This window comes from Ephemeroptericola cinctiostellae (genome assembly GCF_003339525.1).
GTDB classification, from domain to species: domain Bacteria; phylum Pseudomonadota; class Gammaproteobacteria; order Burkholderiales; family Burkholderiaceae; genus Hydromonas; species Hydromonas cinctiostellae.
The window spans coordinates 2,061,518-2,085,644 of the sequence record NZ_CP031124.1 but is presented as its reverse complement, the minus strand read 5'-3'; the positions used below and the strand labels follow the sequence as shown (position 1 = coordinate 2,085,644).

The window sequence follows — 24,127 nt, the reverse complement described above, 5'->3', positions numbered from 1 at the left end:
TTGAGATTATAGCGGCTTATGTCCATTTTATGGGCGCGTCGACGTGAGATGGTGGTGTATTTGAAAAAAGCACCCATTGGCGCACATGCCAATGAACGGCAACAAGATGCATTTGAAAAACAAAAGATTTTTTGTCATTGATTCTTCAATCACTGCCCACAAAGCGGTAACGGTTGCCTGCATGCCACATGATCGCGAAGCTGGCGACTTTGTTGGCGCTGCGGGTTGAACGTTGCAGCACGAGGCAAGGTTGGCTGGTCGGTATGCGCAGCATCTGAGCGATGGCATCTGTCGGCAGCAGGGCTTCGAGTTTGTAGTTCATGCCTTGCAACGGTGCCGCTTGCATCAGATAAGCGTTTGGCGTGATCTGGTTAAAATCTTGGGTCAGGTAGTCTGGGGCGACGGCGGGATTGACCCAACGTTCTTCAACTTGAATCGGAATGGCATTTTCAAAGTGCACCATGGTGGAGTGATACACCATTTGCCCAGCTTGGATGTCAAGTTGTGCCGCGAGTTTGTCCGTTGCGGCGACGCTTTCTAAGCGGTGCAGCTCGGCATGGTGTTCATGTCCTCGGACGGTGATTTCATCGGCAATGTTGCGGATTTCAACCAATGTGGATTGTACTTTTTGTGCGGCAACGTATGTGCCTGCACCTTGACGACGCACCAAAATCAGCTCGGCCGTGAGTTCACGCAACGCCCGATTGACGGTCATGCGCGAGGTGTTGAACGCTTTGGTCAGGGTCATCTCTGACGGGATGAGGTCACCTTCAACCCACGCACCTGTTTCTATTTGATGGGTGATGTGGTCTTTGATGCGTTGAAAAATCGGCGTGTCGGTGTTCATGGTGGCATTCGGGGTGGGTGTATTGTATTTTAGCATTGTCATTTGTTCTGAGGGTGCTTGATGTCTTTTTGAGACATTTTTGATTTTTTTAAATTTTGCTGAAATAGCGGTTGACTGGCTTGTATATACAAGTTAGAATTTATTTAATCAACGATTAAACGTTGCCGTTCATCTTTAAATTCTTATACAACACAATGACTTGGAGACACACAATGAGCACGAATTCTTTTGCCAACGACCCCCGCTTTGATGCCAGCCGCGACATTCGCGCACCACGAGGCGCAGAAAAAACCTGTAAAAGCTGGGTGACAGAGGCGGCATATCGCATGATTCAAAACAACCTTGACCCTGAAGTGGCTGAGAATCCCAAACATTTGGTGGTGTATGGCGGCATTGGTCGCGCTGCGCGTGACTGGGCGTGCTATGACCAAATCTTGGCATCGCTCAAAGAGCTGAACGATGATGAAACCCTGTTGGTGCAATCGGGTAAACCTGTGGGCGTATTTAAAACGCATTCTGATGCGCCACGCGTGTTGATCGCCAATTCAAACCTTGTGCCCAAATGGGCGAATTGGGAACATTTTAACGAACTCGACCGCAAAGGGCTGTTCATGTATGGTCAAATGACGGCGGGCAGCTGGATTTATATTGGTTCGCAAGGGATTGTGCAGGGCACCTATGAAACTTTCGTTGAGGCGGGTCGCCAACATTTTGAGGGCTCATGGAAAGGCCGTTGGATTTTAACCGCAGGTTTGGGTGGCATGGGCGGCGCGCAGCCGTTGGCGGCGACTTTGGCGGGTGCGGTGTCTTTGAACATCGAATGTCAACAGTCGAGCATCGATTTCCGTTTGCGCACACGTTATTTGGACAAACAGGCGCGTGACATTGACCACGCGATTGAGTTGATCAAGCAGCATTGCGCCAACGGCGATGCCGTATCCATCGGATTGTTGGGCAATGCAGCAGAAATTTTACCTGAGTTGGTCAAACGCGCACAAGCAGGCGAGATTAAACCGGATCTCGTGACCGATCAAACCTCAGCCCATGATTTGATTAATGGTTATTTACCGATCGGTTGGACGGTTGAGCAATGGAAAACAGCGCAGCACGATCCGGAACAACATGCGAAACTCACCGCAGATGCCACTGTGTCGTGCGCGCAACATGTGCAAGCAATGCTTGATTTTCATGCGATGGGCATTCCAACGGTGGATTACGGCAACAACATCCGTCAAGTGGCGTTTGATCACGGTGTGATCAATGCATTTGATTTCCCTGGTTTTGTCCCCGCGTATATTCGTCCATTGTTCTGCGATGGCAAAGGGCCTTTCCGCTGGGTGGCGTTATCAGGTGATCCTGAAGATATTTACAAAACCGATGCCAAAATTAAAGAATTGTTCCCTGACAATAAACACGTGCACCACTGGTTGGACATGGCGAAAGAGCGTATTGCGTTCCAAGGTTTGCCAGCCCGCATTTGCTGGTTGGGTCTCGGTGAGCGTCACATTGCAGGTTTGGCTTTCAATGAAATGGTCAAAAATGGCGAATTGAAAGCACCGATTGTGATTGGTCGTGATCATTTGGATACGGGTTCGGTTTCTAGTCCAAACCGTGAAACCGAAAGCATGAAAGATGGCACGGATGCCGTCAGTGACTGGCCGTTGCTCAATGCGTTGCTCAACACTGCAGGCGGTGCAAGCTGGGTCTCATTGCACCACGGCGGCGGTGTGGGCATGGGGTATTCACAGCATTCGGGTATGGTCATCGTTGCGGATGGCACGGATGCCGCAGAAAAACGTTTGGCTCGCGTATTGGTCAATGATTGCGGTTCAGGTGTGATGCGTCATGCGGATGCAGGCTATGAAACAGCTGTGGCGTGCGCGAAACGCAACGGTTTAAATTTACCAATGATTAAATAAAAGCACTTTGGGCTGAGTGGCTTGTTCTCAAGCCATCACCTCATGGTCTACCCATGAGGTTTGCAATTAAAGGTTGAAAACGCTTAAAGCTTGGTTGATCCAAATACCCTTCAATGGGTTCAAGAACGGTGGTTGTGCATCCGTATGCGCAGCCTATTTGAGTGGGTCGACGGAAAAGCGGCCTTTTGCTCAATGTTGACTTGCTGAACCTGATTTGAAAAGCATAGACAGATGTGATTTATATCGCTGACGAGACTTATAACAAAATTACTGTAACCATTAAGGACACGACATGACAACATTTACCATCCACCCAGGCCACATGACGCTGAGCGATTTACGCGCGGCTTGGGCGCATCATTTCACCATTGGACTCACGCCAACGGCTTATGATGCCATTCATGCCTCATCCGTCACTGTACAAGCGATTGTCGAACGTGGTGATGCGGCTTATGGCATCAACACAGGTTTTGGCATTTTGGCGAAAACCCGCATTCCGAACGATCAATTGCAACAATTACAACGCAATTTGATTTTGTCGCACTCCGTTGGCACGGGCGAATTACTCAGCGATCAGGTGGTGCGTCTGATTGTTTTGATGAAAATTGCCAGTTTGGCACGTGGTTTTTCGGGCATACGCGCTGAAGTGATTGACGCCATGATCGCCATGTACAACGCGGGCATCACACCTGCCATTCCTGCCAAAGGTTCGGTGGGTGCATCAGGTGACCTCGCGCCGTTGTCGCACATGACTTTGGCCTTGCTTGGCGTGGGCGAAGTTCGATTCAATGGCCAGCTGATTGCAGCCACAGAAGCACTCAAACAAGCGGGCATCGCGCCGATTGTATTGGAAGCCAAAGAAGGTTTGGCGCTGATTAACGGCACGCAGGTTTCGACGGCTTTGGCGTTGCATGGTTTATTCATGACCGAGCGTTTGTTTGAATCAGGCGTGATGATCGGTGCGCTGTCAGTTGATGCGGCCAAAGGCAGCGATGCGCCTTTTGATGCGCGTGTGCATGAAGTGCGCGGTCAACCAGGGCAAATCGCCGCTGCGGCGTTGTACCGTGAGTTGTTGTCGAGCAGTGAAATTCGCCAATCGCATACAGTGGATGATGAACGGGTGCAAGACCCCTACAGTTTGCGTTGCCAGCCACAGGTCATGGGTGCGTGTTTGGATTTAATCACACAGTCGGCACGGACGCTGTTGATCGAGGCCAATGCGGTCACGGACAATCCGTTGATTTTTGTTGATACGGGCGATGTGATTTCAGGTGGGAATTTTCATGCTGAACCCGTGGCTTTCGCGGCGGATATTTTGGCGTTGGCGATTTCTGAAATTGGCGCGATGTCGGAACGCCGCATGGCGTTGTTGATCGATCACACCTTGTCAAATTTACCTGCATTTTTGGTGAAAGAGGCGGGCGTGAATTCGGGCTTCATGATTGCCCACGTGACCGCAGCCGCTTTGGCATCGGAGAATAAATCCATGGCGCACCCCGCCAGCGTGGACAGTTTGCCAACCTCAGCCAATCAAGAAGATCACGTGAGCATGGCAACTTTCGCCGCCCGTCGTTTGAATGACATGGCGCACAACACCGCAGCCATCTTGGGCATTGAAATGCTGGCCGCAGGTCAGGGCATTGATTTTCACCGCCCGTTGAAAACCTCACCGCGCTTGGAGCAAATGCATGCCCAATTGCGTGGGCAGGTTGATTTTTACAGCACCGATCGTTACCTTGCGCCAGACATTGAGACCGCCAAGGCTTTGGTGTTGGGAGGGACGTTGAGTCAAGATTCTCACGGATTGTTTGCACCGTTGTATTTGTAAAAAAATACTGAATGTAAAAAATACTGAAACACTAAAATTACTTTTCTGCATTTTTTAAAAAAATGCCACATGCGGTGTGGGGTGGTTTGTTACAGACCACCCTTCATGCAGGGTGGCTGATTCACCCGTTCCCATGACCAATCCAGTGTGGGCGTGGTGTGTGTTTCAGTGTGTGTTTCACAAACGGTGGCTTGAGACAGGCTGCCCTTACGAAAATGTTCTCCTAAATTTGGAGTGTTTATGAACTCATTAAACAATACTTGGCGATGGCAAGGTCGCGTGGATGCGGTTGAAGGTGAGCTGGGCACGCGCTGGCATCAACGCATGCAACGCCCGCAAGTCGATAATTTGAGTCAATCGATTGCATTGGTCGGTTTCAACTGTGATGCAGGCGTGGCGCGTAACCATGGGCGTGTTGGCGCGGCACAAGGGGCGGATGCGTTGCGGGCGATGCTTGGCGGCATGCCTGTGCATGAAGCCAAGCAGCTGGTGGATGTGGGCAATGTGTCGTGCGAGGGTGATGCGATGGAGGCGGCGCAGGCGCAGTTGTCTGCTGTCGTGGCAGAGCTGTTGCAGCGGCGCGCTTTTCCGATTGTCATGGGTGGCGGTCATGAAATTGCGTATGGTACGTTTGGTGGATTGGCGCAACATTTGAGCACGCTTGAACAGCCGCGCATCGGCATTGTGAATTTGGATGCGCATTTTGATTTGAGGTTGAATGAAAATGCACAAGGCAGTTCAGGCACGCCTTTTCGTCAAATTGCCGACGATTGTGCCGCACGGGGTTGGGATTTTAATTACTGTTGCCTTGGCGTGAGCCGTTTTGCAAATACAGCAGCGTTGTTCAAACGTGCTGATGAGCTTGGTGTGACGTGGCGATTGGACGATGACATGGGGGTTGTCCAGTTAAATGACACTTTGAACGTGCTGCATGATTTTTTAGCGAACGTCGATCACGTGTACTTCACAATTGATTTGGATGTCTTGCCCGCGGCGGTGATGCCTGCGGTGTCTGCACCTGCGGCTTGCGGTGTGGCGTTGAGCGTGGTTGAGGCGGTTTTGGAGGCTGTGGTGGCTTCAGGTAAGTTGCGTGTGGCGGATTTGGCGGAGTTCAATCCCATATACGATGTCGATCAGCATGGCGCACGTACGGCGGCGCGTTTGGTGGCACGTTTGGCCAATGCTGTGGCGCGGTTAATGTAATGATGCAAAAAATAACACCCGATGACCATCGCATCATGCCGTGGCGAAATGGTCAAGGCAGTACGACAGAGCTGCTGGTTGAACCTGCTGGTGCAGGTTTGGATGATTTTGATTGGCGCATCAGTTGCGCAACGGTTCAGGCCGATGGTGATTTTTCAATCTTTCCTGAAGTGGATCGTTCGCTACTGATCATGTCAGGCGCGGGCATGAATTTGAACTTTAACCAGCAAGTGACCTTGACTTTAACACCTGAATCACAGGTTTTGAACTTTGTGGGTGAGGATCATGTGCATGCGGGCTTGTTGAATGGGGCGATCACTGATTTTAATGTGATGACGCGTCGCGGCCGTTGGCTGCATGTTTTGGAAACACACACATTTGATCGGGCTTTGAACTTGCACACACAATCAGACTTACTGCTGATTTATCACGCCGATGGCGATGTCATTGAGTGCATGACCGACGATGCGAACGTGTTTTTGGCTCGACATGAGTTGTTGCGTATTGAATCAAGCGGTAGTGAATTGGCTGATGTTGAGTCAGGTCGCATTGCACTTAAATCAGAAGGCCGAGCAACAGTGTACGCGGTGCATTTGAAGCGACGAACATAAAATGGAACATACGATGGACAATACACCCCACTGGGACGCGCTTTGGCGCAACGTGCACTTGGCGACCATGACCGATGGTAGCGCGGGTTATGGCGAAATTTTGAACGGTGCTTTGGCTGTGAAAAATGGTCAAATTGCATGGCTGGGTGCCGAAAAAGATGTGCCTGCTGGGGCTCAAGCCACAGAAACACACGATGGGCAAGGCGCATGGCTGACCCCAGGCTTGATTGACTGTCACAGCCACATCGTTTATGCCGGCAACCGCAGCAATGAGTTTGAGGCACGGCTCAATGGCGTGGCTTATGAAGCCATTGCGCGCGCAGGCGGCGGGATTTTGTCCACGGTCAATGCAACGCGCGCTGCGAGTTTTGATGACCTGCTGGCGCAGTCTTTACCTCGTGTGAAACGGCTTTTGGCCGAAGGCGTAACGACTTTAGAAATCAAATCAGGTTATGGCTTAGACCTTGAAACCGAGGCCAAAATGCTGCGCGTCGCGCGACACATCGGGGACGCTTTGCCCGTCACCGTGCGCACCACTTTTCTGGGCGCACATGCTGTGCCGCTTGAATACAAAGGCCGTGCCGATGATTATGTCACGCATGTGTGCGAGGTCATGTTGCCTGCATTGCATGCCGAAGGTTTGGTTGATGCGGTGGATGCTTTTTGTGAAAACATCGGCTTTAGTGCAACGCAAACGGAACGCGTGTTTAAAGCGGCTGCCCAATTGAATTTGCCTGTTAAGCTGCATGCAGAGCAATTGTCGGATCAAAATGGTGCGGCTTTGGTGGGGCGTTTCAACGGTTTATCCGCCGACCATTTGGAGCATTTAAGTGATGCAGGCATCACCGCGATGGCTGCGCATGGCACGGTGGCGGTTCTATTGCCCGGTGCATATTATTTCTTGCGTGAAACCAAGTTGCCACCTGTGCAAGCCTTGCGTGAAGCCGGCGTGCCGATGGCGGTGTCCACTGATTGTAATCCCGGTACTTCGCCCATGACCTCGTTGTTGCTGGCGATGAACATGGCGTGCACCATGTTCAAAATGACCCCACAAGAAGCCCTTGCAGGCACGACGGTGCACGCAGCGCGGGCTTTGGGGCTGCATGATCGTGTGGGGCAGCTGGCTGTGGGTCAAATGGCTGATTTGGCTTTGTGGCAGATTGATCGACCCGCAGATTTGGCGTATGCGATGGGGCAGAACATGTGTGCGGGTGTGGTCAAGGCGGGACGGTTGATTTAAAAACATTCGATCAAGCCATTTTGTTAAAATAAATCAGCGGTTTAGATTGTTTGTGAACATCTGTGTTGTACCTCAATAAAGCGACTTGAATGGGTCGCTTTATTTTATGGCGTTGACAAACATTGCATTCTATTGTGGTTCTCACCATAACCATAAAACATGGGTTGTTATGGTTATGGTGAGAACCACATCTGTTTTGTCATGTCGTGTTTGAGATGGCATCTCCGTGCACAGGAAATTGCAAGGCGGGCCGTAACGGCGCATCGGGTTGACCATAGCAGCACGATCATATTTGATCAGTGGCATTAAAAAAGATTGCAATTTAATAAAATTAAATATAATATGCATGAATATTAAATTCTTGTAGAGGTGAATGATGGTGTCTCGATATTGGATCGGTGTTGTGTCGCAGTCTCATGTCCAACGTGGCGTTGCTGGCGGTTTTGCGCAGTTGTGCCACGGTAAGGCAGCGCCCCTTAAGCGCATGAAAGTGGATGATGGTTTAATTTACTACTCACCCAAAACGGACATGAGCGATGGGCTGCCCTTGCAACAATTCACTGCGATTGGGCGGGTGGTGGGTGAGGCGGCGTATGAGTTCGCCATGAGTGAATCGTTTGTGCCTTTTCGCCGTGATATCGCGTATTTGCCCGCGCAGCCCACAGCCATTCAGCCGCTGTTGCCCCATTTGTCTTTCATCAAAGACATCAAACATTGGGGTTATCCATTTCGCACGGGGCATTTTGAAATTTGCCGTGATGATTTTTTGTGTATCGCTGCGGCGATGTGCGCGCATTGGGAGGAGTGACATGACTCAACAGCCTTTTAAGAACGATGCCGATGCATCAACGGGTTTTTTGCTGTGGCAAGTGCATGCGATATGGCAACGTCAAATCACCGCCGCATTGCGTCCACATGAGCTGACACAAGTGCAATTTGCTTTGCTCGCCAGCCTGTTGTGGTTGATGCAAAGAGAAGAAAATATCACACAAATCCGTCTTGCGCGCCATGCCAAATTGGATGTGATGATGACTTCTCAGGTGTTGCGTGCACTGCAAGCACGTGGATTGCTTGAGCGGCGTGAGCATCCCACCGATACCCGAGCAAAAGTAGTGGGCTTAACAGAAGCGGGCATTGCGAAGGCAATGGCGGTGATCCCTGTGGTTGAGCAGATTGATGCACAATTTTTCAGTATTGTGGGTGAGCAGCAAACCCAGTTAAATGGCTTTTTGAATCTTTTAATACAGCAGGAGGGTTAAAATATGTGGACACGTTCATACAGTACCATTGTGAGAAACACATCGCTTGAAGCCTTATGGGCCGTGTGGTCTGACGTCAATCAATGGCACACATGGAAAGATAACATTGAATTTGCAAAAATTGAAGGTGCATTTGAAACTGGAAATTCATTTGTCTTTAAACCCAAAGGCGGACCCCGTTTGGTTTTGGGTTTGCCAGAGGTCAATCCGAACAAAAATTTCATCATGGTGACGTCATTTTTTGGGGCGACCATGCGTGATAACCATGAGTTGATTGCACATGCCGATGGCATCGAAGTCAAAACCACCATCAACATGAATGGTATATTGTCATGGGTGTGGCGAAAAATTGTTGCAGAGGGTGTGGTTGCTGGATTGCCTTTACAGACAGATGCCATGATTGCCAGAGTTTTGATAACACAGCAGCATAAGGTTTAATTAAAACTCAGTCGCATAAGACAAAACCAATGCACTTGTCACCACAAAGTGTAAGGTGTTTTACTGAGCTGTATTTGCAAGCAAGTGTTTGACTTATTTTCTACATTTCATGGTTAAGGGTTAAAAAATGGGGCTGAAAATTATATTAACAGGCAGCACGGGTATGGTCGGTGAGGGGGTGTTGTTTGAATGTTTGAGCAACCAAGCCGTGGATGAGGTGCTTATGGTCAATCGCAAGCATTATGAGTTGAAGCACCCAAAGCTGAAAGAACTGATTGTTCCCGATTTTTTTCAAATAAAATCGTTTGCGGAGCAGATCAAAGGCTACGACGCATGTTTTTATTGTGCAGGCATCAGTTCAGTTGGATTGAGCGAAAAGGAATATGCTGAAATCACTTTCGACACCACATTGCATTTTGCGGAAACACTCGTTGAGGTTAATCCGAGCATGGTGTTTATTTTTGTGTCAGGGCAGAACACGGACAGCACAGAAATTGGCCGTACCATGTGGGCGCGTGTAAAAGGCAAAACGGAGAATGCATTGGGTCGATTGCCTTTTAAGAAGCAATACAATTTTCGCCCTGGCGCCATGCTGCCAGTGAAAGGGCAGCGAAACAGCAAACGACTGTATCAAATAGCTGCTCAAACCATTCAACTTTTTTCGCCGAAAAGCATTCTCACTTTAAGAGAGGTGGGCATTGCCATGATTCATGCCACACTTAAAGGCTATCCCCTTCGCACGTTGGAGATAAAGGACATCAAAAAACTAGCAGAATATTGATAATAAAGGCTGAACTGTGGGGAAATGAAAAGCCTTGCCCTGTGGTTGCAGCATGAGCCCATGGGAATTTTGCTATCATGATGGTTTAAATACAACACCATACACATCACCATGATTGAACACAATTCTCCTCTCAAATACGAAACCGCTTACGACTGGTTGGGTGGCTCGACACGCGTGCGTGAATTATCCACACGATTTTACGATTTGATGGATTTAGAGCCGAAATACACTGCTTTACGTGCAGTACACGGTGCTGATCTAATTGAAGCACGTGAAAAGCTCTATCTTTTTTTAACGGGATGGCTGGGTGGCCCCCAACTTTACATTGAACAACATGGGCATCCACGCCTGCGCCAACGCCACATGCCCTTCAAAATCGGTGTGGTTGAACGTGATCAATGGGTGGCCTGTATGGCACAGGCCATGCGCGAGATTCAAGTGCCCGATGATTTATATGCCCGTTTAATCGAATCGTTTTACAACACCGCCGAATGGATGCGCAATCAGCATGATGCGGTGGAAGGTGTGCCGCAAATGCCCCAGCAGTCGGGCATTTTTTCGCCTGCGGTGAAGCAAAAACTACATCAAATCACCGAACAATATGGTGTGGAAAGCGGTTCATGACAGTTAATTTAAATGTGTTGTTGTCGATTGCATTGGCGGCATTGGCCGTGCTGCTTATTGTTGTGATTGTGCTTTGGCAACGTTTGTCAACGTGGAATGCGGCGCGTGAATCGCAGGCCAATCAATCGTTGGGGCTGTTATTACAAGAGCTTGATGCCTCTTTTTCACACACCCATCAGCTGCAAAATGAACAGGGTTTGAATCTGCGCGAACATGCCAGTGGTCTGGCCCATCAACAGCGCGATGAGCTGTCGCAATCGCTGTTTCGTGTGCAAACCTTGCTTAATGAACAACTTAAAGACGTGCGTGATACGCAAGCGCAAGAAGGTGTGAGCTCGCGTGAAGCGTTGGTGCAGCAATTGTCAGCGAATGCCACACAACAATTGCAACAGTTGCAGCAACTCAATGAAACGACCGAGCGCCGTTTGAATCAAATGCGGGAAAACATCGAATTGCGTTTGACCAGCATTGAGCAAAATAATGCGAAAAAACTCGATGAAATGCGCAACACGGTTGATGAAAAATTACACGCCACCCTCGAAGCGCGGCTGGGGCAATCGTTTCAACTGGTGTCGGAGCGCTTGGAGCAGGTTCACAAAGGCTTGGGTGAGATGCAAGCGTTGGCCAGCGGTGTGGGCGATTTAAAGCGTGTGCTGACCAATGTTAAAACACGTGGCACATGGGGTGAAATGCAGCTGGCGAACTTGCTTGAGCAAATTTTTACACCCGAACAATACGCTGCGAATGTCGCCACCGTCCCTGAAAGTCAAGCACGGGTTGAATTTGCGCTGAAATTGCCAGGTCGTTCTGAAGGCGAGGTGGTGTGGTTGCCGATCGATGCAAAATTCCCCAAAGAACAATACGAGCGCATGCAAGATGCACAGGATGCAGCCGATGCCGACGGTGTCGAAGCGGCACGAATTGAACTGGTCAAAGTGATTCGAAATGAAGCGAAAACCATTGCTGAAAAATACGTTTCACCACCGCACACCACCGACTTTGCCATTTTGTTTTTACCGACGGAGGGGTTGTATGCTGAGGTTGCACGGCAAGCGGGCTTGCTTGATATTTTACAGCGTGAGCACCGTGTGGTCATCGCGGGACCGACCACATTGATGGCGATTTTGAACAGTTTGCACATGGGTTTCAGAACCTTGGCGATGGAAAAGCGCGCATCGGATGTGTGGCAAGTGCTTGGTGCTGTGAAAACAGAATTTGGTAAATTTGGTGATGTGCTTGCCAAAACCCGAGACACATTGGAAAAAGCAGCGAAAAACATCGATGCCGCTCAAGTTCGTACGCGCGCAATGAACCGAGCATTGAGTGGTGTTGAGCAACTGGATGTTGAGAAAAGTAAGCAGTTACTGGCTTTGGCTGATGCCGCTTTAAACGCAGAAGAAGATGGTGATGAGGGGCGTTAAAAACATGAAAAAAATATGAATCCGCATGAAAACGCCTGTTCATGCTTTTGCCTTAGTTTTGGGTGATTGTTGGTCATATTCACGCTACAATGGCAAATTATGGTTTTGAAGGCGAATTGGCTGGTTGCGCAGGTTGATACAGTTTGTTAACTGTTTGTTTAACTGTATCGGTACTGTATTGTTTTTTTAGGGTACAGTTGAGGTGTGATATCAGCAAAGCCAATGAAATAAAGTCTCTTCGAGATGGGCAACAAGACATCATCAGAGACACAACCACAACACATTTATTGAAAAACACATCGAGGTCGTTATGCAATGCGAAAAATTATTCTCCACCCGTGCTAAAGCGCTGAAAAGTTCAGTGATTCGTGAAATTTTAAAAGTCACTGCCAATCCTCAAGTGATTTCATTCGCGGGCGGTTTGCCTGCACCTGAAAGCTTTCCTGTTGCACAGATGAAAGCTGCATTTGATTATGTGTTAAACAATGACCCTCAGTCTGCTTTACAGTACTCCACCACCGACGGTTATGCACCTTTGCGTGAGTGGGTGGCGAATCGCATGAGCACGAATGGTGCGACCATCACGCCTGATCAAGTCATCATTGTGTCTGGGTCACAACAAGCACTTGATTTGATTGCCAAAGTGTTCATTGATCCGAACGATAAAGTTTTGGTTGAAACGCCGACTTATTTGGGGGCGTTACAGGCTTTTTCGATGTTTGATCCAGCATACGTGTCAGTGGATTCAGATGAGCATGGTTTGATTCCAGAGGCTTTGACTGCGGAGGTGACGAAAGATGCGAAGTTTCTCTACGCATTGCCCAATTTTCAAAATCCAACGGGTCGAATGATGAGCGAAGAGCGCCGTCAAACCCTTGTTGAAAAAGCACGCGAACATGATTTGCTCGTGGTCGAAGACGATCCTTATGGTGCATTGTGGTACGAGGCAGCACCGCCTGCATCGTTGTTGTCGCGCATGCCCGAGCGTGTGATTCACATGGGCTCATTTTCAAAAGTGCTCGCACCCGGTCTGCGCTTGGGTTACTTGATTGCGCCGATTGAAATCACCAAAAAATTTGAGCAAGCCAAACAAGCCACTGATTTGCACACCTCAACCATCGCCCAACGGGTGGTGTATGAAGTGGTGAAAGATGGTTTTTTGGATGAACACATTCCATCAATTCGTGAACGTTACAAGAACCAAGCGCACGCCATGTTGGATGCCCTGACAGCCTACATGCCAAAGGGCGTGACATGGAATCAACCTGCGGGTGGGATGTTCTTGTGGGTGACGTTGCCGGAAGGCATGGACTCTGAAAAAATGTTGGACAAAGTGTTTGCGCACAATGTTGCTTATGTACCTGGCACACCTTTTTATGCCAATGAAGCGCAAACCAACACCTTGCGTTTGGCTTTTGTGACCGTGCCACCTGCAAAAATTCAAGAAGGTGTCAAAAAATTGGGCGAAGTGTTTTCAGCGGGTTGATTGTTGAAAAGACTGCATTGACGTTGAATGACGATTAAAAAAGCTGTTGCCACACCTGTGCAACAGCTTTTTTTTAAATGGAGTTGACATGAACAGCATTACTTGGGATGATTTTCAAGCGGTTCACCTTGTTGCGGGAACCATTGTTCGTGTCGAGCTTTTTCCAGAAGCGCGGCAACCCGCGTACAAAATTTGGGTGGATTTTGGCATGTATGGCGAAAAGAAAACCAGTGCACAATTGACCCAACTGTACGCACCCGACGACTTGATCGGCAAGCAAATCATCGGTGTCATTAATTTCCCCGAAAAACAGATCGCCTCGTTTCGGTCACAGTTTTTGTTGACGGGCTTCTACACAGAAGCTGGGGTGGTCATCAGCACATTGGAGCGACCCGTGTCGAATGGCAGCCGCATGGCTTAAGCCTGTCATCACGCGCATTCAGCCACCAAGCTGGGGCCTTTATAAATCAAGCCGCTGTACACTTGCACCAATTGCGCACCTGCTGCAATCTTGTCATCGGCATCTGCGCCACTGAAAATACCACCCACTCCAATGATGGGTACCTCATTGCTCAGATGTGAGTGCAGTTTTTTAATCAACGCCGTCGATTTCTCACGCACAGGTGCGCCGCTTAAACCACCCATTTCATCGCCATGTGGCAGATGGGCTACGCTGGTTTTATCCAGCGTGGTGTTGGTGGCAATCACGCCGTCGATGTGGTGTAACTTCAGCAGTTCGGCGATGGTGGCGATTTGTTCATCGTCCATGTCGGGGGCGATTTTCAGCACCATCGGCACGTATTTTTGATGCACGTCGGCGAGCTGTAATTGACTTTGGCGCAATTGGGCGAGCAGTGCATCGAGCGCGTCTTGTTGTTGTAAATCACGCAGATTTTTTGTATTGGGTGAAGAAATGTTGACGGTGATGTAGCTGGCGTGTGCGTAAACTTTAGACAGACAAATCAGGTAATCATCGACCGCATTTTCAATCGGTGTGTCGGCATTTTTACCGATGTTGATGCCCAAAATGCCGCCGTTTTGCTTGAATGTGCTGCGTGTGACATTGGCCAAAAGGGCGTCAACGCCATTGTTATTGAAACCCATGCGGTTGATGATGGCGTTGGCTTGAGGCAGGCGAAACAGGCGCGGTGTCGGGTTACCTGCTTGCGCACGTGGTGTGATCGTGCCAATTTCAATAAAACCAAAGCCAAAACGCGCAAGGATGTCAATATAATCGCCATTTTTATCCAAACCCGCAGCCAGACCAACGCGGTTGGGAAAGGTGATGCCCATGACGGTTTTTGGCTTGCTTGGTATTTGGGTTTGCGGCAGCAGCCCAAGGCTTAATGCCCGTTGAGCAAGGCTGAAGGTCAGGTGATGGGCTTTTTCAGCATCGAGTTTAAACAAGAGGGTGCGGAGCAATGGGTACATGGTGGGTTCAGATTCGATTTAAAGTGCTCATTATATCGGTTTTGCTTGATTGACCACAGGTGCTTTTTAATGGAAAAGCAGCATTCAATGGGCTGCTTTTTGCTACAATGCGTGCTGAATCAGTTAACGGATAGGAATGGTTATGAGCATCAAGGCAGATAAATGGATACGCACACAATGTGAAGAGCATGGCATGATTGAGCCATTCGAGCCTGGCCAAGTGCGCACGATCAACGACCAACGCATCATCAGCTATGGCACATCAAGCTATGGTTACGACATCCGTTGTGCAAATGAGTTTAAAATTTTCACCAATGTGAACAACAGCATCGTTGATCCGAAAAATTTTGATCCAAAATGTTTTGTTGAACATGTCGGGGACACGTGCATCATCCCGCCGAACTCTTTTGTTTTGGCACGCACTGTAGAGTATTTTCGCATTCCACGCAGCGTATTGACCGTGTGTTTGGGTAAATCAACTTATGCGCGTTGTGGCATCATTGTCAATGTCACGCCCTTTGAACCTGAGTGGGAAGGGTATGTGACGTTGGAATTCTCGAATACCACACCTTTACCCGCCATCATTTACGCGAATGAAGGGTGTGCGCAAGTCTTGTTCTTTGAATCAGATGAAGTGTGTGAAACCTCATACAAAGACCGTGGTGGTAAATATCAAGGCCAAACTGGTGTCGTTGTGCCGCGCATGTAATGTCTTGATAGGTCGAATGTTTCTTGGCATTTGTGTCGTCAAATGCAGTGAAATGCAGTGAGCCCGATAAAAAAGCCCCGTCATCATCGACGGGGCTTTTGATTTTTTTAAGTTGTTGGCGCAACGCTCGTGCTTGTTGCTGTCGTTCCGCTTTTTGGCTGGGGCGGTGACTGCCAGCACGCCGCAGCTTGGCTGCAGCGACCAAAGGGTTGCGTGGTACTGAAGCAGGGATGATGAATTTTTTTGGCTTGCCCATGTTTTTTCCTTAACCTTTCACACACACCACTTGACGTAGTGTGTGCACAATCTCCACCAAATCGGTTTGATTGGCCATCACGACATCAATGTCTTTGTAAGCGGCGGGGATTTCATCAATCACACCATCGTCTTTGCGGCATTCGATGCCTGCGGTTTGCTCTGCCAAATCATGTGATGTGAACTTGCTTTTGGCGGCCGTTCGACTGAATTTTCTCCCCGCACCGTGAGAGCAAGAGCAAAACGATTGCTCATTGCCCAAGCCACGCACAATGAATGATTTTGCACCCATTGAACCAGGGATGATGCCCAATTGACCTGCTTGTGCTGAAATGGCACCTTTTCGGGTGATGAACAGCGCTTGTCCAAAATGGTTTTCTTCTGACACATAATTATGGTGGCAATTGATGGCTTCACTGGTGATTTTGAAAGGGGGTAGGTACGGTTTAATCGCCACAATCACGGCATCCATCATCACGGCTCGATTCACCAAGGCGTAATCTTGTGCCCAGTACATGGCCTCCACATAATCCTCGAACAGTCCTGAGCCTTCAGAAAAGTAACACAAATCGCGATCACTCGGTAAGGCCATTTGGTGACGGCGCATATCCGCTTGAGCGGCATTGATGAAATAACGGCCAATGATATTGCCTGTACCACGTGAACCAGAATGGAGCATGATCCAAACTTGATCGGCTTCATCGAGGCAGATTTCAATGAAGTGATTGCCACCACCGAGCGTCCCGACTTGACACAGCCAATGGCGTTGCCAGTTTTTGGTCATTTTGGTCAAGCCCGTGTGCTTGCGCATGATGGCATCCAACCGTGGTGACAATTGACGCGCAGACTTTTCGATGGCCGCCCCTTTGATTTTACTGAACTCATGCTGATTGAAGCCCACAGGCACGGCTTTTTCAATCGCTGAACGGATGGCTTTGAGGTTGTCGGGTAAGTCGCGGGCATTCAATGACAGGCGCACGGCATTCATGCCACAACCGATGTCCACACCGACAGCTGCTGGAATGATGGCAGCATGGGTCGGTATCACCGAGCCAACAGTGGCCCCGATGCCGACGTGTACGTCTGGCATGGCGGCGATGTGTGGGCCAACGATGGGTAGGTTGGCTGTATTCAACAATTGGTCGAGTGCTTTGGAGTCCACATCGTCTGTCCAAATTTTGACAGGCACGCGGGACTTGGAGAGTTCCATGTGTATGCTCATGGTGTTTCCTTTACACGCCATTTTATAAATTTTTAATGGTCGTGTGTTGAGCGCGTTTTAAATCTTGAAAAGGTTCGTTCAGAAACGAGGTGTGAATGTTGACCATTCACCAAAAAATAATGATTTTAAAAAACGCATGTTGTTGTAATGGGGCGATTTTTGACAGAAGGGATGTAAATCTCAGTGTCCACTGTAGGGCAGTGGTTGTTCGCCGCTGTTGTTATGATCTTGGAGCGGTAAGATGAAGCGGATTGTGGGGTGTTGCTCTGTTTTTGGCAAGTTTTTATGCCTTTTTCATGTGTTTAAACTGAAAAAAGCACATTTTTGTTGTAAATAAGTTTCAGTTTGAATGTGCTTTTTTGTTTTTAACGTATTTTAAAATGTAAAAAAAGCACCTGAAATTTCAATGGGTGCTTTTTCATCAAGTTTGTGCTTTAAATCACATTGCCTTTTGGATTCTCGCCGAATCGATTGGCACCTTGTGTGCCATCAAAAAACATAAAAGCCAGCAACACAAGGTTGGCCAATGGCAACACAGCCAATAGGGCCCACCAACCGCTGCGATCGGTGTCATGCAAGCGACGAATCAATACAGCAACACCCGGAATCAATACGCCTAAGCCAAAAATGCTGCTCAAGAAACCAGAGCCTTGTCCACCGAAAGCACGTTCAACCAAAATAAGAACAATGCTGATGGCGGCGTTGACCAAAGTGAATGTCCAATATTCGGTGCGGCTGGCACGGCCGTTGAATTGAGCATATTTGCCCTTTAAAACGCTTAGGTACAAATTTTTGATGGCTTCCATGACATTCCTTTAAGTTTTTGCCGAACATAACAAACTGTGACACCCATGATCAGCGATGAATCGAGAGGTGGGCTCTTTATTTTCCGATTGTTTTTGCCAAAGAAACATCCGTGAATACATTGAATTGACCTTTGTTGTTGGCGCGAATGAACAAGGCTTTCCATGCGCTTTCACTGGCTGGCACTGTATCGGCTAAGGCGGCCAGTGCTTGTGCTTGAACGAAGTTGTCGCACACTTGAATGGAGGTGTTTTCTTTTGAGCCTGCAACATGCGACAGTGCGCTGACGGCCAATATTTTTGGGTTTGAGCGATCAATCCATGAAACCAAAGTGTCCCAGTTTTTTGGGGCATTGGTTGCCATGCAACGGATGGCAATGTCAGCTGCCAGCTTGTTTGTGGCTGTTTGTGCATGTGCGATTGGGCTTAAGACCGCAGTGGTGAGGATGGCAAGCGCTGCAATTTTTTTCATACAAACTCCATGGATGGGTTGAATTTGAGGGTGAAGGTGAAGCAAAACACATGATGAACACATGGGTTTCAAAATAAATTGTGGCTTCTTTGTGGAATCATGCCACGTTTCATTTATTATAAATAATAAAACGCCATGCGTGACGATTGCATGGCGTTTTATTTGAGATTAAGGTAATTTGTAAAAATTACTTGTCGTCTTTTTTAACTTCAGTGAACTCAGCATCCACCACGTCGGCTGCTTGGGGTTCAGCAGAGCTTGCAGCACCTTCAGTTTGTGTTTTGGCTTGCATGTCGGCATACATGGCTTCACCCAGTTTTTGAGCGACTTTGCCAAGGTTTTCTGTTTTTGCTTCAATGTCATCTTTAGAGCCCGATTGAACTGTTTCTTCGAGTTCTTTGATGGCCGCTTCGATGGCAGTTTTTTCATCTGCAGAAACTTTGTCGCCGTATTCTTCCAAAGATTTTTTGGTTGAATGCACAAGGGCATCCGCGCCGTTACGCGCTTCAGCCATTTCGCGGGCTTTTTTGTCTTCTTCAGCATTCACTTCAGCATCTTTGACCATTTGCGCGATTTCGTCTTCCGACAAACCTGAGTTGGCTTTGATGGTGATTTTGTTTTCTTTGCCCGTGCCTTTGTCTTTGGCGTGAACGTGCAAAATACCATTTGCATCGATGTCGAATGTTACTTCAATTTGTGGCACACCGCGTGGTGCTGCTGGGATGCCTTCGAGGTTGAATTCACCCAAAAGTTTGTTGCCTGAGGCCATCTCACGTTCACCTTGATACACACGAACCGTAACCGCTGGTTGGTTGTCTTCTGCAGTTGAGTAGACTTGTGCAAACTTGGTTGGGATGGTCGTGTTTTTCTTGATCATCTTGGTCATCACGCCGCCCATGGTTTCGATGCCCAAAGACAGAGGTGTCACGTCAAGCAATAACACGTCGGTGCGGTCGCCGCCCAAGACTTGACCTTGAATCGCTGCGCCAACGGCAACAGCTTCATCTGGGTTGATGTCTTTGCGTGCTTCTTTACCGAAGAACTCTTTGACTTTTTCTTGCACTTTTGGCATGCGTGTTTGACCGCCGACCAAAATCACGTCGTCGATGTCAGACATTTTCAAGCCTGCATCCGTTAATGCTGTGCGGCAAGGTGCGATTGTGCGTTCAACCAAGTCTTCAACCAACGCTTCGAGTTTGGTGCGTGTCATTTTGATGGCCATGTGTTTTGGGCCGCTTGCGTCCGCCGTGATGTAGGGCAAGTTGATTTCGGTTTGTGCCGATGATGACAATTCGATTTTGGCTTTTTCAGCGGCTTCTTTCAAGCGTTGCAAGGCCAATACATCTTTTGATAAATCCACACCTTGTTCTTTTTTGAACTCTTCAACGAGGTAGTCGATGACGCGTTGGTCAAAGTCTTCACCACCGAGGAATGTGTCGCCATTGGTTGACAACACTTCAAACTGTGTTTCACCGTCAACATCCGCGATTTCGATGATGGACACGTCAAATGTACCGCCGCCCAAGTCGTATACCGCGACTTTACGGTCGCCTGCTTCTTTTTTGCCCAAACCAAAAGCCAATGCGGCGGCTGTCGGTTCATTGATGATGCGTTTCACGTCCAAACCTGCGATACGACCTGCATCTTTTGTGGCTTGGCGCTGCGCGTCGTTGAAGTATGCGGGAACGGTGATGACCGCTTCAGTCACGGCTTCGCCGAGATAATCTTCAGCGGTTTTTTTCATTTTACGCAAGACTTCTGCTGAAATTTGTGGGGGCGCGAATTGATCGTCACGCACAGTCACCCATGCGTCGCCATTGTCGGCTTTTGAAATTTTGAAAGGCATCATGTCGATGTCTTTTTGTACTTCTTTGTCTTCGAAACGGCGACCGATCAAGCGTTTGATCGCGTACAACGTGTTTTTTGGGTTGGTGACGGCTTGGCGTTTGGCGGGTACACCGACCAGCACTTCGCCATTGTCCATATACGCAATAACAGAGGGCGTTGTGCGTGCGCCTTCTGCGTTTTCGATGACTTTAGGCGTGTTGCCTTCCATAATAGACACGCATGAGTTTGTTGTGCCCAAGTCAATACCAATGATACGTCCCATGTGATTCTCCATATTTTACTGTTGGTTGATGTTTAAACTTTTACGCATGGTCTTTATGCGTCTGAATCCTAATTGGTGGCGCTGGCCTGTATTTCAAGGGGGAATATGAGTTTTTTCATGTCAAAAGGGCATCAAAAAAGCTATTTTTGAGAAAAACCGCTAAATTAAAAACAAAGGGTGTTTTTAATTTTAAATCATGCCATTGTTGGTTTCAATTTGTTTTATGCATATTTTTAATCATGGCATTGTAAGTTTAAAAGGGTTGGTGCGTCTAATTGAAACAAGATCCGTCATGATGTCCGCACGCGTGATGCCCACATTGAGTCCTATCTGATAAAGGAAATACCATGCACTCCGATTACAATCGCCGCCAATTTCTTCGGCACGCCAGTTTGGGAGTGTGTGGTTTGGTGTTTGTCGGCATTGATGCGGCTGCAAAACCCACTGTACGCCAAGTGTGGATTGTTCAAGTCTCGGCCAGTGGTCAAGTCAGTGCGCCTGAGCGCATCGATGCCATCATACAATCAAACGCCCAATGGCACGCTCAGTTGTCACAAGACGCTTTTGACATCACCCGCCGTGAAGGCACAGAAGCACCATATACAGGGAAATACTGGGATCAACATGGACAGGGTATTTATCGGTGTATTGGATGTGATACGGCTTTGTTCAATGCAAATACAAAATTTGATTCACACACGGGTTGGCCCAGCTTTTGGGCGCCGATTGCGTCAGAAAATGTGCATAATACAGTTGACACCCGTTTGGGTATGCGCCGTACCGCCGTTAATTGCAGCCGTTGTGACGCACATCTGGGACATGTGTTCAATGATGGCCCCAAACCCACGGGTTTACGCTATTGCATCAATTCGGTGGCTTTAAATTTTATTGCTTTGGCTTAATGAAAGGGTGATCATGTTAAACACATTGAAGGTTTTGCTTCTGATTTTGATCAGCACCCCATTGATGCCCTGTGTCAGTCATGCCAAGACAATTGAGGCGCCGATTGAAAACATGGCACTTGCCGTCACACCAAGCCAAGCCACTGCGGTTTTGGCGGGTGGTTGTTTTTGGGGCGTGCAGGCGGTGTTTCAACATGTCAAAGGTGTGACGAATGTGGTGGCTGGTTATGCGGGTGGCTCGTTAGAACGCGCGAATTACACAGCAGTCAGTTCAGGCACAACAGGTCATGCGGAGGCCGTTAAAATCACCTTTGATCCATCTCAAATCAGTTACGGCCAATTGCTCCAAGTGTATTTTTCGGTCGCCCACGATCCGACCGAGCTGAACCGTCAAGGTCCAGATCAAGGGACGCAATACCGTTCATCTGTTTTTTATACCAATGCTGAACAGCAGCGCGTGGCACAGCTTTACATCACACAGCTTGAACGGCAGGGTGCTTTTCATCGTCCCATTGTGACGACAAATGTGCCCTTACAGGATTTTTACGTTGCAGAAAGTGACCATCAAAATTATTTTAATAAGCACCCTGATTCAGCCTATATCATCTACAACGATGCGCCAAAATTAGTGGACTTACAACAATCCTATCCTGAGCTGTACCAGCGCACATCCATTTGATGCATCTGGCTGGCGTGATGAAATAATACAATGGGTCAATCCAAAATGAATCAATCTAAAATCAACCCGATCATGCAAAGGTGTGGATCATGAAAAATGACATCAAACCCTCTGAGATCACGCCTGAAGCGACATACCATAACCGCCGTGCATTCATGAAAGTTGGCTTTGCAGCGGGTGCTGCGGTGTTAACTGGTGCAGTGTATCGGCACTTTAACCCGACCCTTCCAGTGGCTGATGTTGCCGCTTCGAGCACTGCACCTGCGGCGGTTTTACCTTCTGAGCCCAACCCTCCGGTTGTAGGGGGCGCTCGAACGCTTTTAGTGCCCAATACATTCGAAGAAATCACCCATTACAACAATTATTATGAGTTTTCCACCAATAAATCTGCCGTTGCAAAAGCCGCTGGGCAATTCATTACCACACCGTGGGTTGTGGAAGTGAGCGGTTTGGTCAGCAAGCCGCATGCTTTTGATATGATGGATTTGCTTAAAATTGAACAAGAGGAGCGCATTTACCGTCACCGCTGTGTCGAAGGTTGGTCAATGGTCATTCCATGGCAAGGTTTTCCATTGAAAAAGTTGCTTGACCTCGTTCAGCCTTTGGGGACGGCCAAATACGTCGCTTTTGAAACTTATTACGATAAAGCGCAAATGCCGAGCGGCAAATACGCGGGCATTGAACTGCCTTATGTGGAGGGTCTTCGCCTCGACGAAGCCATGCATCCGTTGACAATATTGGCCACAGGTTTGTACGGCAAACCCATGCCGAATCAGAACGGTGCCCCGATTCGTCTCGTCGTGCCATGGAAGTATGGGTTCAAAGGCATCAAGTCCATCGTGAAAATCACCTTGACCGACACACAACCACCAACAACATGGAATAAAGCCGCTGCCGATGAGTATGGCTTTTACTCCAACGTCAATCCCAATGTCGATCACCCCCGTTGGTCGCAGGCCGATGAACAGCGAATTGGTGAGTACAAACGCCAACCAACATTGATGTTCAATGGTTATGCAGACGAAGTGGCCAGTTTGTACAGTGGGATGGATTTGAAGCAAAATTTTTGAATGGGGTCTTGTGGTTATTGCACCGTAAAATGTGACTCAGAAAGATTGTTCAGAACTTATCTGTATTTACCTGCATTTACCTGCGCTAATTTAAGTCATGCATATCAACAATTCATATCAATAATTGAAATTGAAATAAAGCGATCCAACACCATGCGAACTGCGCAACAGACCTTATGGTTCAACAAAGTCCTTGTGTTCATTAATGCCCTCGTGCCGCTCTGTATGCTCGCGTGGGATGGCATGCACCGACAATTGGGTGTGAATCCTGTTGAATTCCTCACCCGAATTTTTGGTGTATTGACCTTGATGTTCATTCTCATCACGCTTGCCATCACCCCACTGCGCAAACAGTTTGGCTGGGGGTTTTTGATTAAATACCGGCGCATGCTTGGTTTGTTCGCTTTTTTTTATGGTTGCTTACACCTCATCACTTACATTGGTTTTGACCGCAGTTGGAGCTTGTCGAGTACGATTAGCGACGTGATTAAACGGCCATTTATTGCTTTTGGTATGGCGAGTTTTCTCATGCTCATCCCACTCGCCATCACCTCGACGGACAAGATGTTGCATCGCCTCGGCGCGAAACGTTGGCTGAAATTGCACAAACTCATCTACATCCTCGCCATGGCAGGCGTGGTGCATTTTTACATGATTGTGAAATCCGACGTGTTTTACCCCGTGTTATTTGGGGTGGTACTGGCGATTTTGCTGGGTTATCGTGTGTATGCGCACGGGCAAAAAGCCTTGCCGAAGAAAAAAAATTAGGGCAAGGCGTTTTTTACACCTTATAAGGCATCGATGGTTTAACCCA

Annotated in this window: 23 protein-coding genes and 1 pseudogene; 18 read left to right on the top strand and 6 right to left on the bottom strand. The window is 48.3% G+C overall.

The genetic code is table 11. From position 1 onward, the window contains the following. Positions 1-145: 145 nt before the first annotated feature. Positions 146-889: a histidine utilization transcriptional repressor HutC gene (gene hutC, locus DTO96_RS09345; protein WP_373277782.1), complete on the bottom strand. Its 744-nt coding sequence runs from the start codon at positions 887-889 to the stop codon at positions 146-148. A gap of 170 nt (positions 890-1,059) precedes the next feature. Here hutC and hutU point away from each other — a divergent pair, with 170 nt between their 5' ends. The 13 genes and pseudogenes from hutU to DTO96_RS09280 all read left to right on the top strand — a co-directional run bounded on the left by hutU (position 1,060) and on the right by DTO96_RS09280 (position 14,081). Continuing rightward, positions 1,060-2,766 (top strand): urocanate hydratase, encoded by a 1,707-nt coding sequence (gene hutU, locus DTO96_RS09340; RefSeq protein WP_114563251.1) that lies wholly within the window; start codon positions 1,060-1,062, stop codon positions 2,764-2,766. A 292-nt stretch (positions 2,767-3,058) separates the two neighbouring features. Beyond that, positions 3,059-4,594: a histidine ammonia-lyase gene (gene hutH, locus DTO96_RS09335; RefSeq protein ID WP_114563250.1), complete on the top strand. Its 1,536-nt coding sequence runs from the start codon at positions 3,059-3,061 to the stop codon at positions 4,592-4,594. A gap of 240 nt (positions 4,595-4,834) precedes the next feature. Further along, positions 4,835-5,797, top strand: coding sequence for a formimidoylglutamase (gene hutG, locus DTO96_RS09330; RefSeq protein ID WP_114563249.1), 963 nt, complete (start codon positions 4,835-4,837; stop codon positions 5,795-5,797). Next, a complete protein-coding gene (locus tag DTO96_RS09325; RefSeq protein ID WP_114563248.1) occupies positions 5,797-6,408 on the top strand; it encodes a HutD/Ves family protein in 612 nt (203 codons plus the stop codon). Before hutG ends, DTO96_RS09325 begins: the two co-directional genes overlap by 1 nt. A gap of 13 nt (positions 6,409-6,421) precedes the next feature. After that, positions 6,422-7,648, top strand: a complete 1,227-nt coding sequence (gene hutI, locus DTO96_RS09320; RefSeq protein ID WP_114563247.1) for an imidazolonepropionase — start codon at positions 6,422-6,424, stop codon at positions 7,646-7,648. 373 nt (positions 7,649-8,021) lie between these two features. Then, the gene (locus tag DTO96_RS09315; protein WP_225972478.1) at positions 8,022-8,456 is read left to right on the top strand and encodes an EVE domain-containing protein; all 435 of its coding nucleotides are present in this window, start codon (positions 8,022-8,024) and stop codon (positions 8,454-8,456) included. Between the two features lies 1 nt (position 8,457). Then, a complete protein-coding gene (locus DTO96_RS09310; RefSeq protein ID WP_114563246.1) occupies positions 8,458-8,907 on the top strand; it encodes a MarR family winged helix-turn-helix transcriptional regulator in 450 nt (149 codons plus the stop codon). A gap of 3 nt (positions 8,908-8,910) precedes the next feature. Next, entirely contained in the window at positions 8,911-9,345 is a 435-nt protein-coding gene (locus DTO96_RS09305) for an SRPBCC family protein (protein ID WP_114563245.1), read from the top strand. Between the two features lie 127 nt (positions 9,346-9,472). Next, positions 9,473-10,126: an NAD-dependent epimerase/dehydratase family protein gene (locus DTO96_RS09300; protein WP_114563244.1), complete on the top strand. Its 654-nt coding sequence runs from the start codon at positions 9,473-9,475 to the stop codon at positions 10,124-10,126. Positions 10,127-10,237: 111 nt separating this feature from the next. After that, positions 10,238-10,636, top strand: a pseudogene (locus tag DTO96_RS09295) (group II truncated hemoglobin); the annotation flags it as partial. 113 nt (positions 10,637-10,749) lie between these two features. Beyond that, positions 10,750-12,174: a DNA recombination protein RmuC gene (locus DTO96_RS09290; RefSeq protein ID WP_114563242.1), complete on the top strand. Its 1,425-nt coding sequence runs from the start codon at positions 10,750-10,752 to the stop codon at positions 12,172-12,174. Between the two features lie 310 nt (positions 12,175-12,484). Next, positions 12,485-13,660 (top strand): aminotransferase-like domain-containing protein, encoded by a 1,176-nt coding sequence (locus DTO96_RS09285; RefSeq protein WP_114563241.1) that lies wholly within the window; start codon positions 12,485-12,487, stop codon positions 13,658-13,660. A gap of 88 nt (positions 13,661-13,748) precedes the next feature. Continuing rightward, positions 13,749-14,081, top strand: a complete 333-nt coding sequence (locus DTO96_RS09280) for a tRNA-binding protein (RefSeq protein ID WP_114563240.1) — start codon at positions 13,749-13,751, stop codon at positions 14,079-14,081. A gap of 8 nt (positions 14,082-14,089) precedes the next feature. Here DTO96_RS09280 and DTO96_RS09275 read toward each other — a convergent pair whose 3' ends face one another. Then, entirely contained in the window at positions 14,090-15,091 is a 1,002-nt protein-coding gene (locus DTO96_RS09275; protein WP_114563239.1) for a quinone-dependent dihydroorotate dehydrogenase, read from the bottom strand. 142 nt (positions 15,092-15,233) lie between these two features. On the opposite strand from DTO96_RS09275, the gene dcd reads away from it, so the two are divergent. Beyond that, positions 15,234-15,800 carry a dCTP deaminase gene (gene dcd / locus DTO96_RS09270; protein ID WP_114563238.1) on the top strand — a complete coding sequence of 189 codons (567 nt, stop codon included), beginning with the start codon at positions 15,234-15,236 and terminating at the stop codon, positions 15,798-15,800. Between the two features lie 265 nt (positions 15,801-16,065). Here the strand turns inward: dcd and DTO96_RS09265 are convergent, their stop codons facing one another. The 4 genes from DTO96_RS09265 to dnaK all read right to left on the bottom strand — a co-directional run bounded on the left by DTO96_RS09265 (position 16,066) and on the right by dnaK (position 20,662). Continuing rightward, on the bottom strand, positions 16,066-17,277 hold the full coding sequence (locus DTO96_RS09265) for an RtcB family protein (protein WP_114563237.1): 1,212 nt from the start codon (positions 17,275-17,277) through the stop codon (positions 16,066-16,068). Positions 17,278-17,711: 434 nt separating this feature from the next. Next, positions 17,712-18,083: a DUF805 domain-containing protein gene (locus tag DTO96_RS09260; RefSeq protein WP_114563236.1), complete on the bottom strand. Its 372-nt coding sequence runs from the start codon at positions 18,081-18,083 to the stop codon at positions 17,712-17,714. A gap of 76 nt (positions 18,084-18,159) precedes the next feature. Next, positions 18,160-18,552, bottom strand: coding sequence for a hypothetical protein (locus DTO96_RS09255; protein ID WP_114563235.1), 393 nt, complete (start codon positions 18,550-18,552; stop codon positions 18,160-18,162). Positions 18,553-18,739: 187 nt separating this feature from the next. Next, positions 18,740-20,662 (bottom strand): molecular chaperone DnaK, encoded by a 1,923-nt coding sequence (dnaK, locus tag DTO96_RS09250; RefSeq protein WP_114563234.1) that lies wholly within the window; start codon positions 20,660-20,662, stop codon positions 18,740-18,742. A gap of 347 nt (positions 20,663-21,009) precedes the next feature. Here dnaK and msrB point away from each other — a divergent pair, with 347 nt between their 5' ends. The 4 genes from msrB (at position 21,010) to msrQ (ending at position 24,081) form a co-directional block, all read left to right on the top strand. Continuing rightward, positions 21,010-21,564: a peptide-methionine (R)-S-oxide reductase MsrB gene (gene msrB / locus DTO96_RS09245; protein ID WP_114563233.1), complete on the top strand. Its 555-nt coding sequence runs from the start codon at positions 21,010-21,012 to the stop codon at positions 21,562-21,564. A gap of 13 nt (positions 21,565-21,577) precedes the next feature. Beyond that, entirely contained in the window at positions 21,578-22,243 is a 666-nt protein-coding gene (gene msrA, locus DTO96_RS09240) for a peptide-methionine (S)-S-oxide reductase MsrA (RefSeq protein WP_114563232.1), read from the top strand. An 89-nt stretch (positions 22,244-22,332) separates the two neighbouring features. Then, a complete protein-coding gene (gene msrP, locus DTO96_RS09235; protein ID WP_114563231.1) occupies positions 22,333-23,313 on the top strand; it encodes a protein-methionine-sulfoxide reductase catalytic subunit MsrP in 981 nt (326 codons plus the stop codon). Between the two features lie 153 nt (positions 23,314-23,466). Beyond that, on the top strand, positions 23,467-24,081 hold the full coding sequence (msrQ, locus tag DTO96_RS09230; RefSeq protein ID WP_114563230.1) for a protein-methionine-sulfoxide reductase heme-binding subunit MsrQ: 615 nt from the start codon (positions 23,467-23,469) through the stop codon (positions 24,079-24,081). The last annotated feature ends 46 nt before the right edge of the window (positions 24,082-24,127 follow it).

Coding starts and splice junctions, on each gene's coding strand:
- hutC (WP_373277782.1), bottom strand. CDS start 889: ATGACAATGCTAAAATACAATACACCCACCCCGAATGCCACCATGAAC.
- hutU (WP_114563251.1), top strand. CDS start 1,060: ATGAGCACGAATTCTTTTGCCAACGACCCCCGCTTTGATGCCAGCCGC.
- hutH (WP_114563250.1), top strand. CDS start 3,059: ATGACAACATTTACCATCCACCCAGGCCACATGACGCTGAGCGATTTA.
- hutG (WP_114563249.1), top strand. CDS start 4,835: ATGAACTCATTAAACAATACTTGGCGATGGCAAGGTCGCGTGGATGCG.
- DTO96_RS09325 (WP_114563248.1), top strand. CDS start 5,797: ATGATGCAAAAAATAACACCCGATGACCATCGCATCATGCCGTGGCGA.
- hutI (WP_114563247.1), top strand. CDS start 6,422: ATGGACAATACACCCCACTGGGACGCGCTTTGGCGCAACGTGCACTTG.
- DTO96_RS09315 (WP_225972478.1), top strand. CDS start 8,022: ATGATGGTGTCTCGATATTGGATCGGTGTTGTGTCGCAGTCTCATGTC.
- DTO96_RS09310 (WP_114563246.1), top strand. CDS start 8,458: ATGACTCAACAGCCTTTTAAGAACGATGCCGATGCATCAACGGGTTTT.
- DTO96_RS09305 (WP_114563245.1), top strand. CDS start 8,911: ATGTGGACACGTTCATACAGTACCATTGTGAGAAACACATCGCTTGAA.
- DTO96_RS09300 (WP_114563244.1), top strand. CDS start 9,473: ATGGGGCTGAAAATTATATTAACAGGCAGCACGGGTATGGTCGGTGAG.
- DTO96_RS09290 (WP_114563242.1), top strand. CDS start 10,750: ATGACAGTTAATTTAAATGTGTTGTTGTCGATTGCATTGGCGGCATTG.
- DTO96_RS09285 (WP_114563241.1), top strand. CDS start 12,485: ATGCAATGCGAAAAATTATTCTCCACCCGTGCTAAAGCGCTGAAAAGT.
- DTO96_RS09280 (WP_114563240.1), top strand. CDS start 13,749: ATGAACAGCATTACTTGGGATGATTTTCAAGCGGTTCACCTTGTTGCG.
- DTO96_RS09275 (WP_114563239.1), bottom strand. CDS start 15,091: ATGTACCCATTGCTCCGCACCCTCTTGTTTAAACTCGATGCTGAAAAA.
- dcd (WP_114563238.1), top strand. CDS start 15,234: ATGAGCATCAAGGCAGATAAATGGATACGCACACAATGTGAAGAGCAT.
- DTO96_RS09265 (WP_114563237.1), bottom strand. CDS start 17,277: ATGAGCATACACATGGAACTCTCCAAGTCCCGCGTGCCTGTCAAAATT.
- DTO96_RS09260 (WP_114563236.1), bottom strand. CDS start 18,083: ATGGAAGCCATCAAAAATTTGTACCTAAGCGTTTTAAAGGGCAAATAT.
- DTO96_RS09255 (WP_114563235.1), bottom strand. CDS start 18,552: ATGAAAAAAATTGCAGCGCTTGCCATCCTCACCACTGCGGTCTTAAGC.
- dnaK (WP_114563234.1), bottom strand. CDS start 20,662: ATGGGACGTATCATTGGTATTGACTTGGGCACAACAAACTCATGCGTG.
- msrB (WP_114563233.1), top strand. CDS start 21,010: ATGCACTCCGATTACAATCGCCGCCAATTTCTTCGGCACGCCAGTTTG.
- msrA (WP_114563232.1), top strand. CDS start 21,578: ATGTTAAACACATTGAAGGTTTTGCTTCTGATTTTGATCAGCACCCCA.
- msrP (WP_114563231.1), top strand. CDS start 22,333: ATGAAAAATGACATCAAACCCTCTGAGATCACGCCTGAAGCGACATAC.
- msrQ (WP_114563230.1), top strand. CDS start 23,467: ATGCGAACTGCGCAACAGACCTTATGGTTCAACAAAGTCCTTGTGTTC.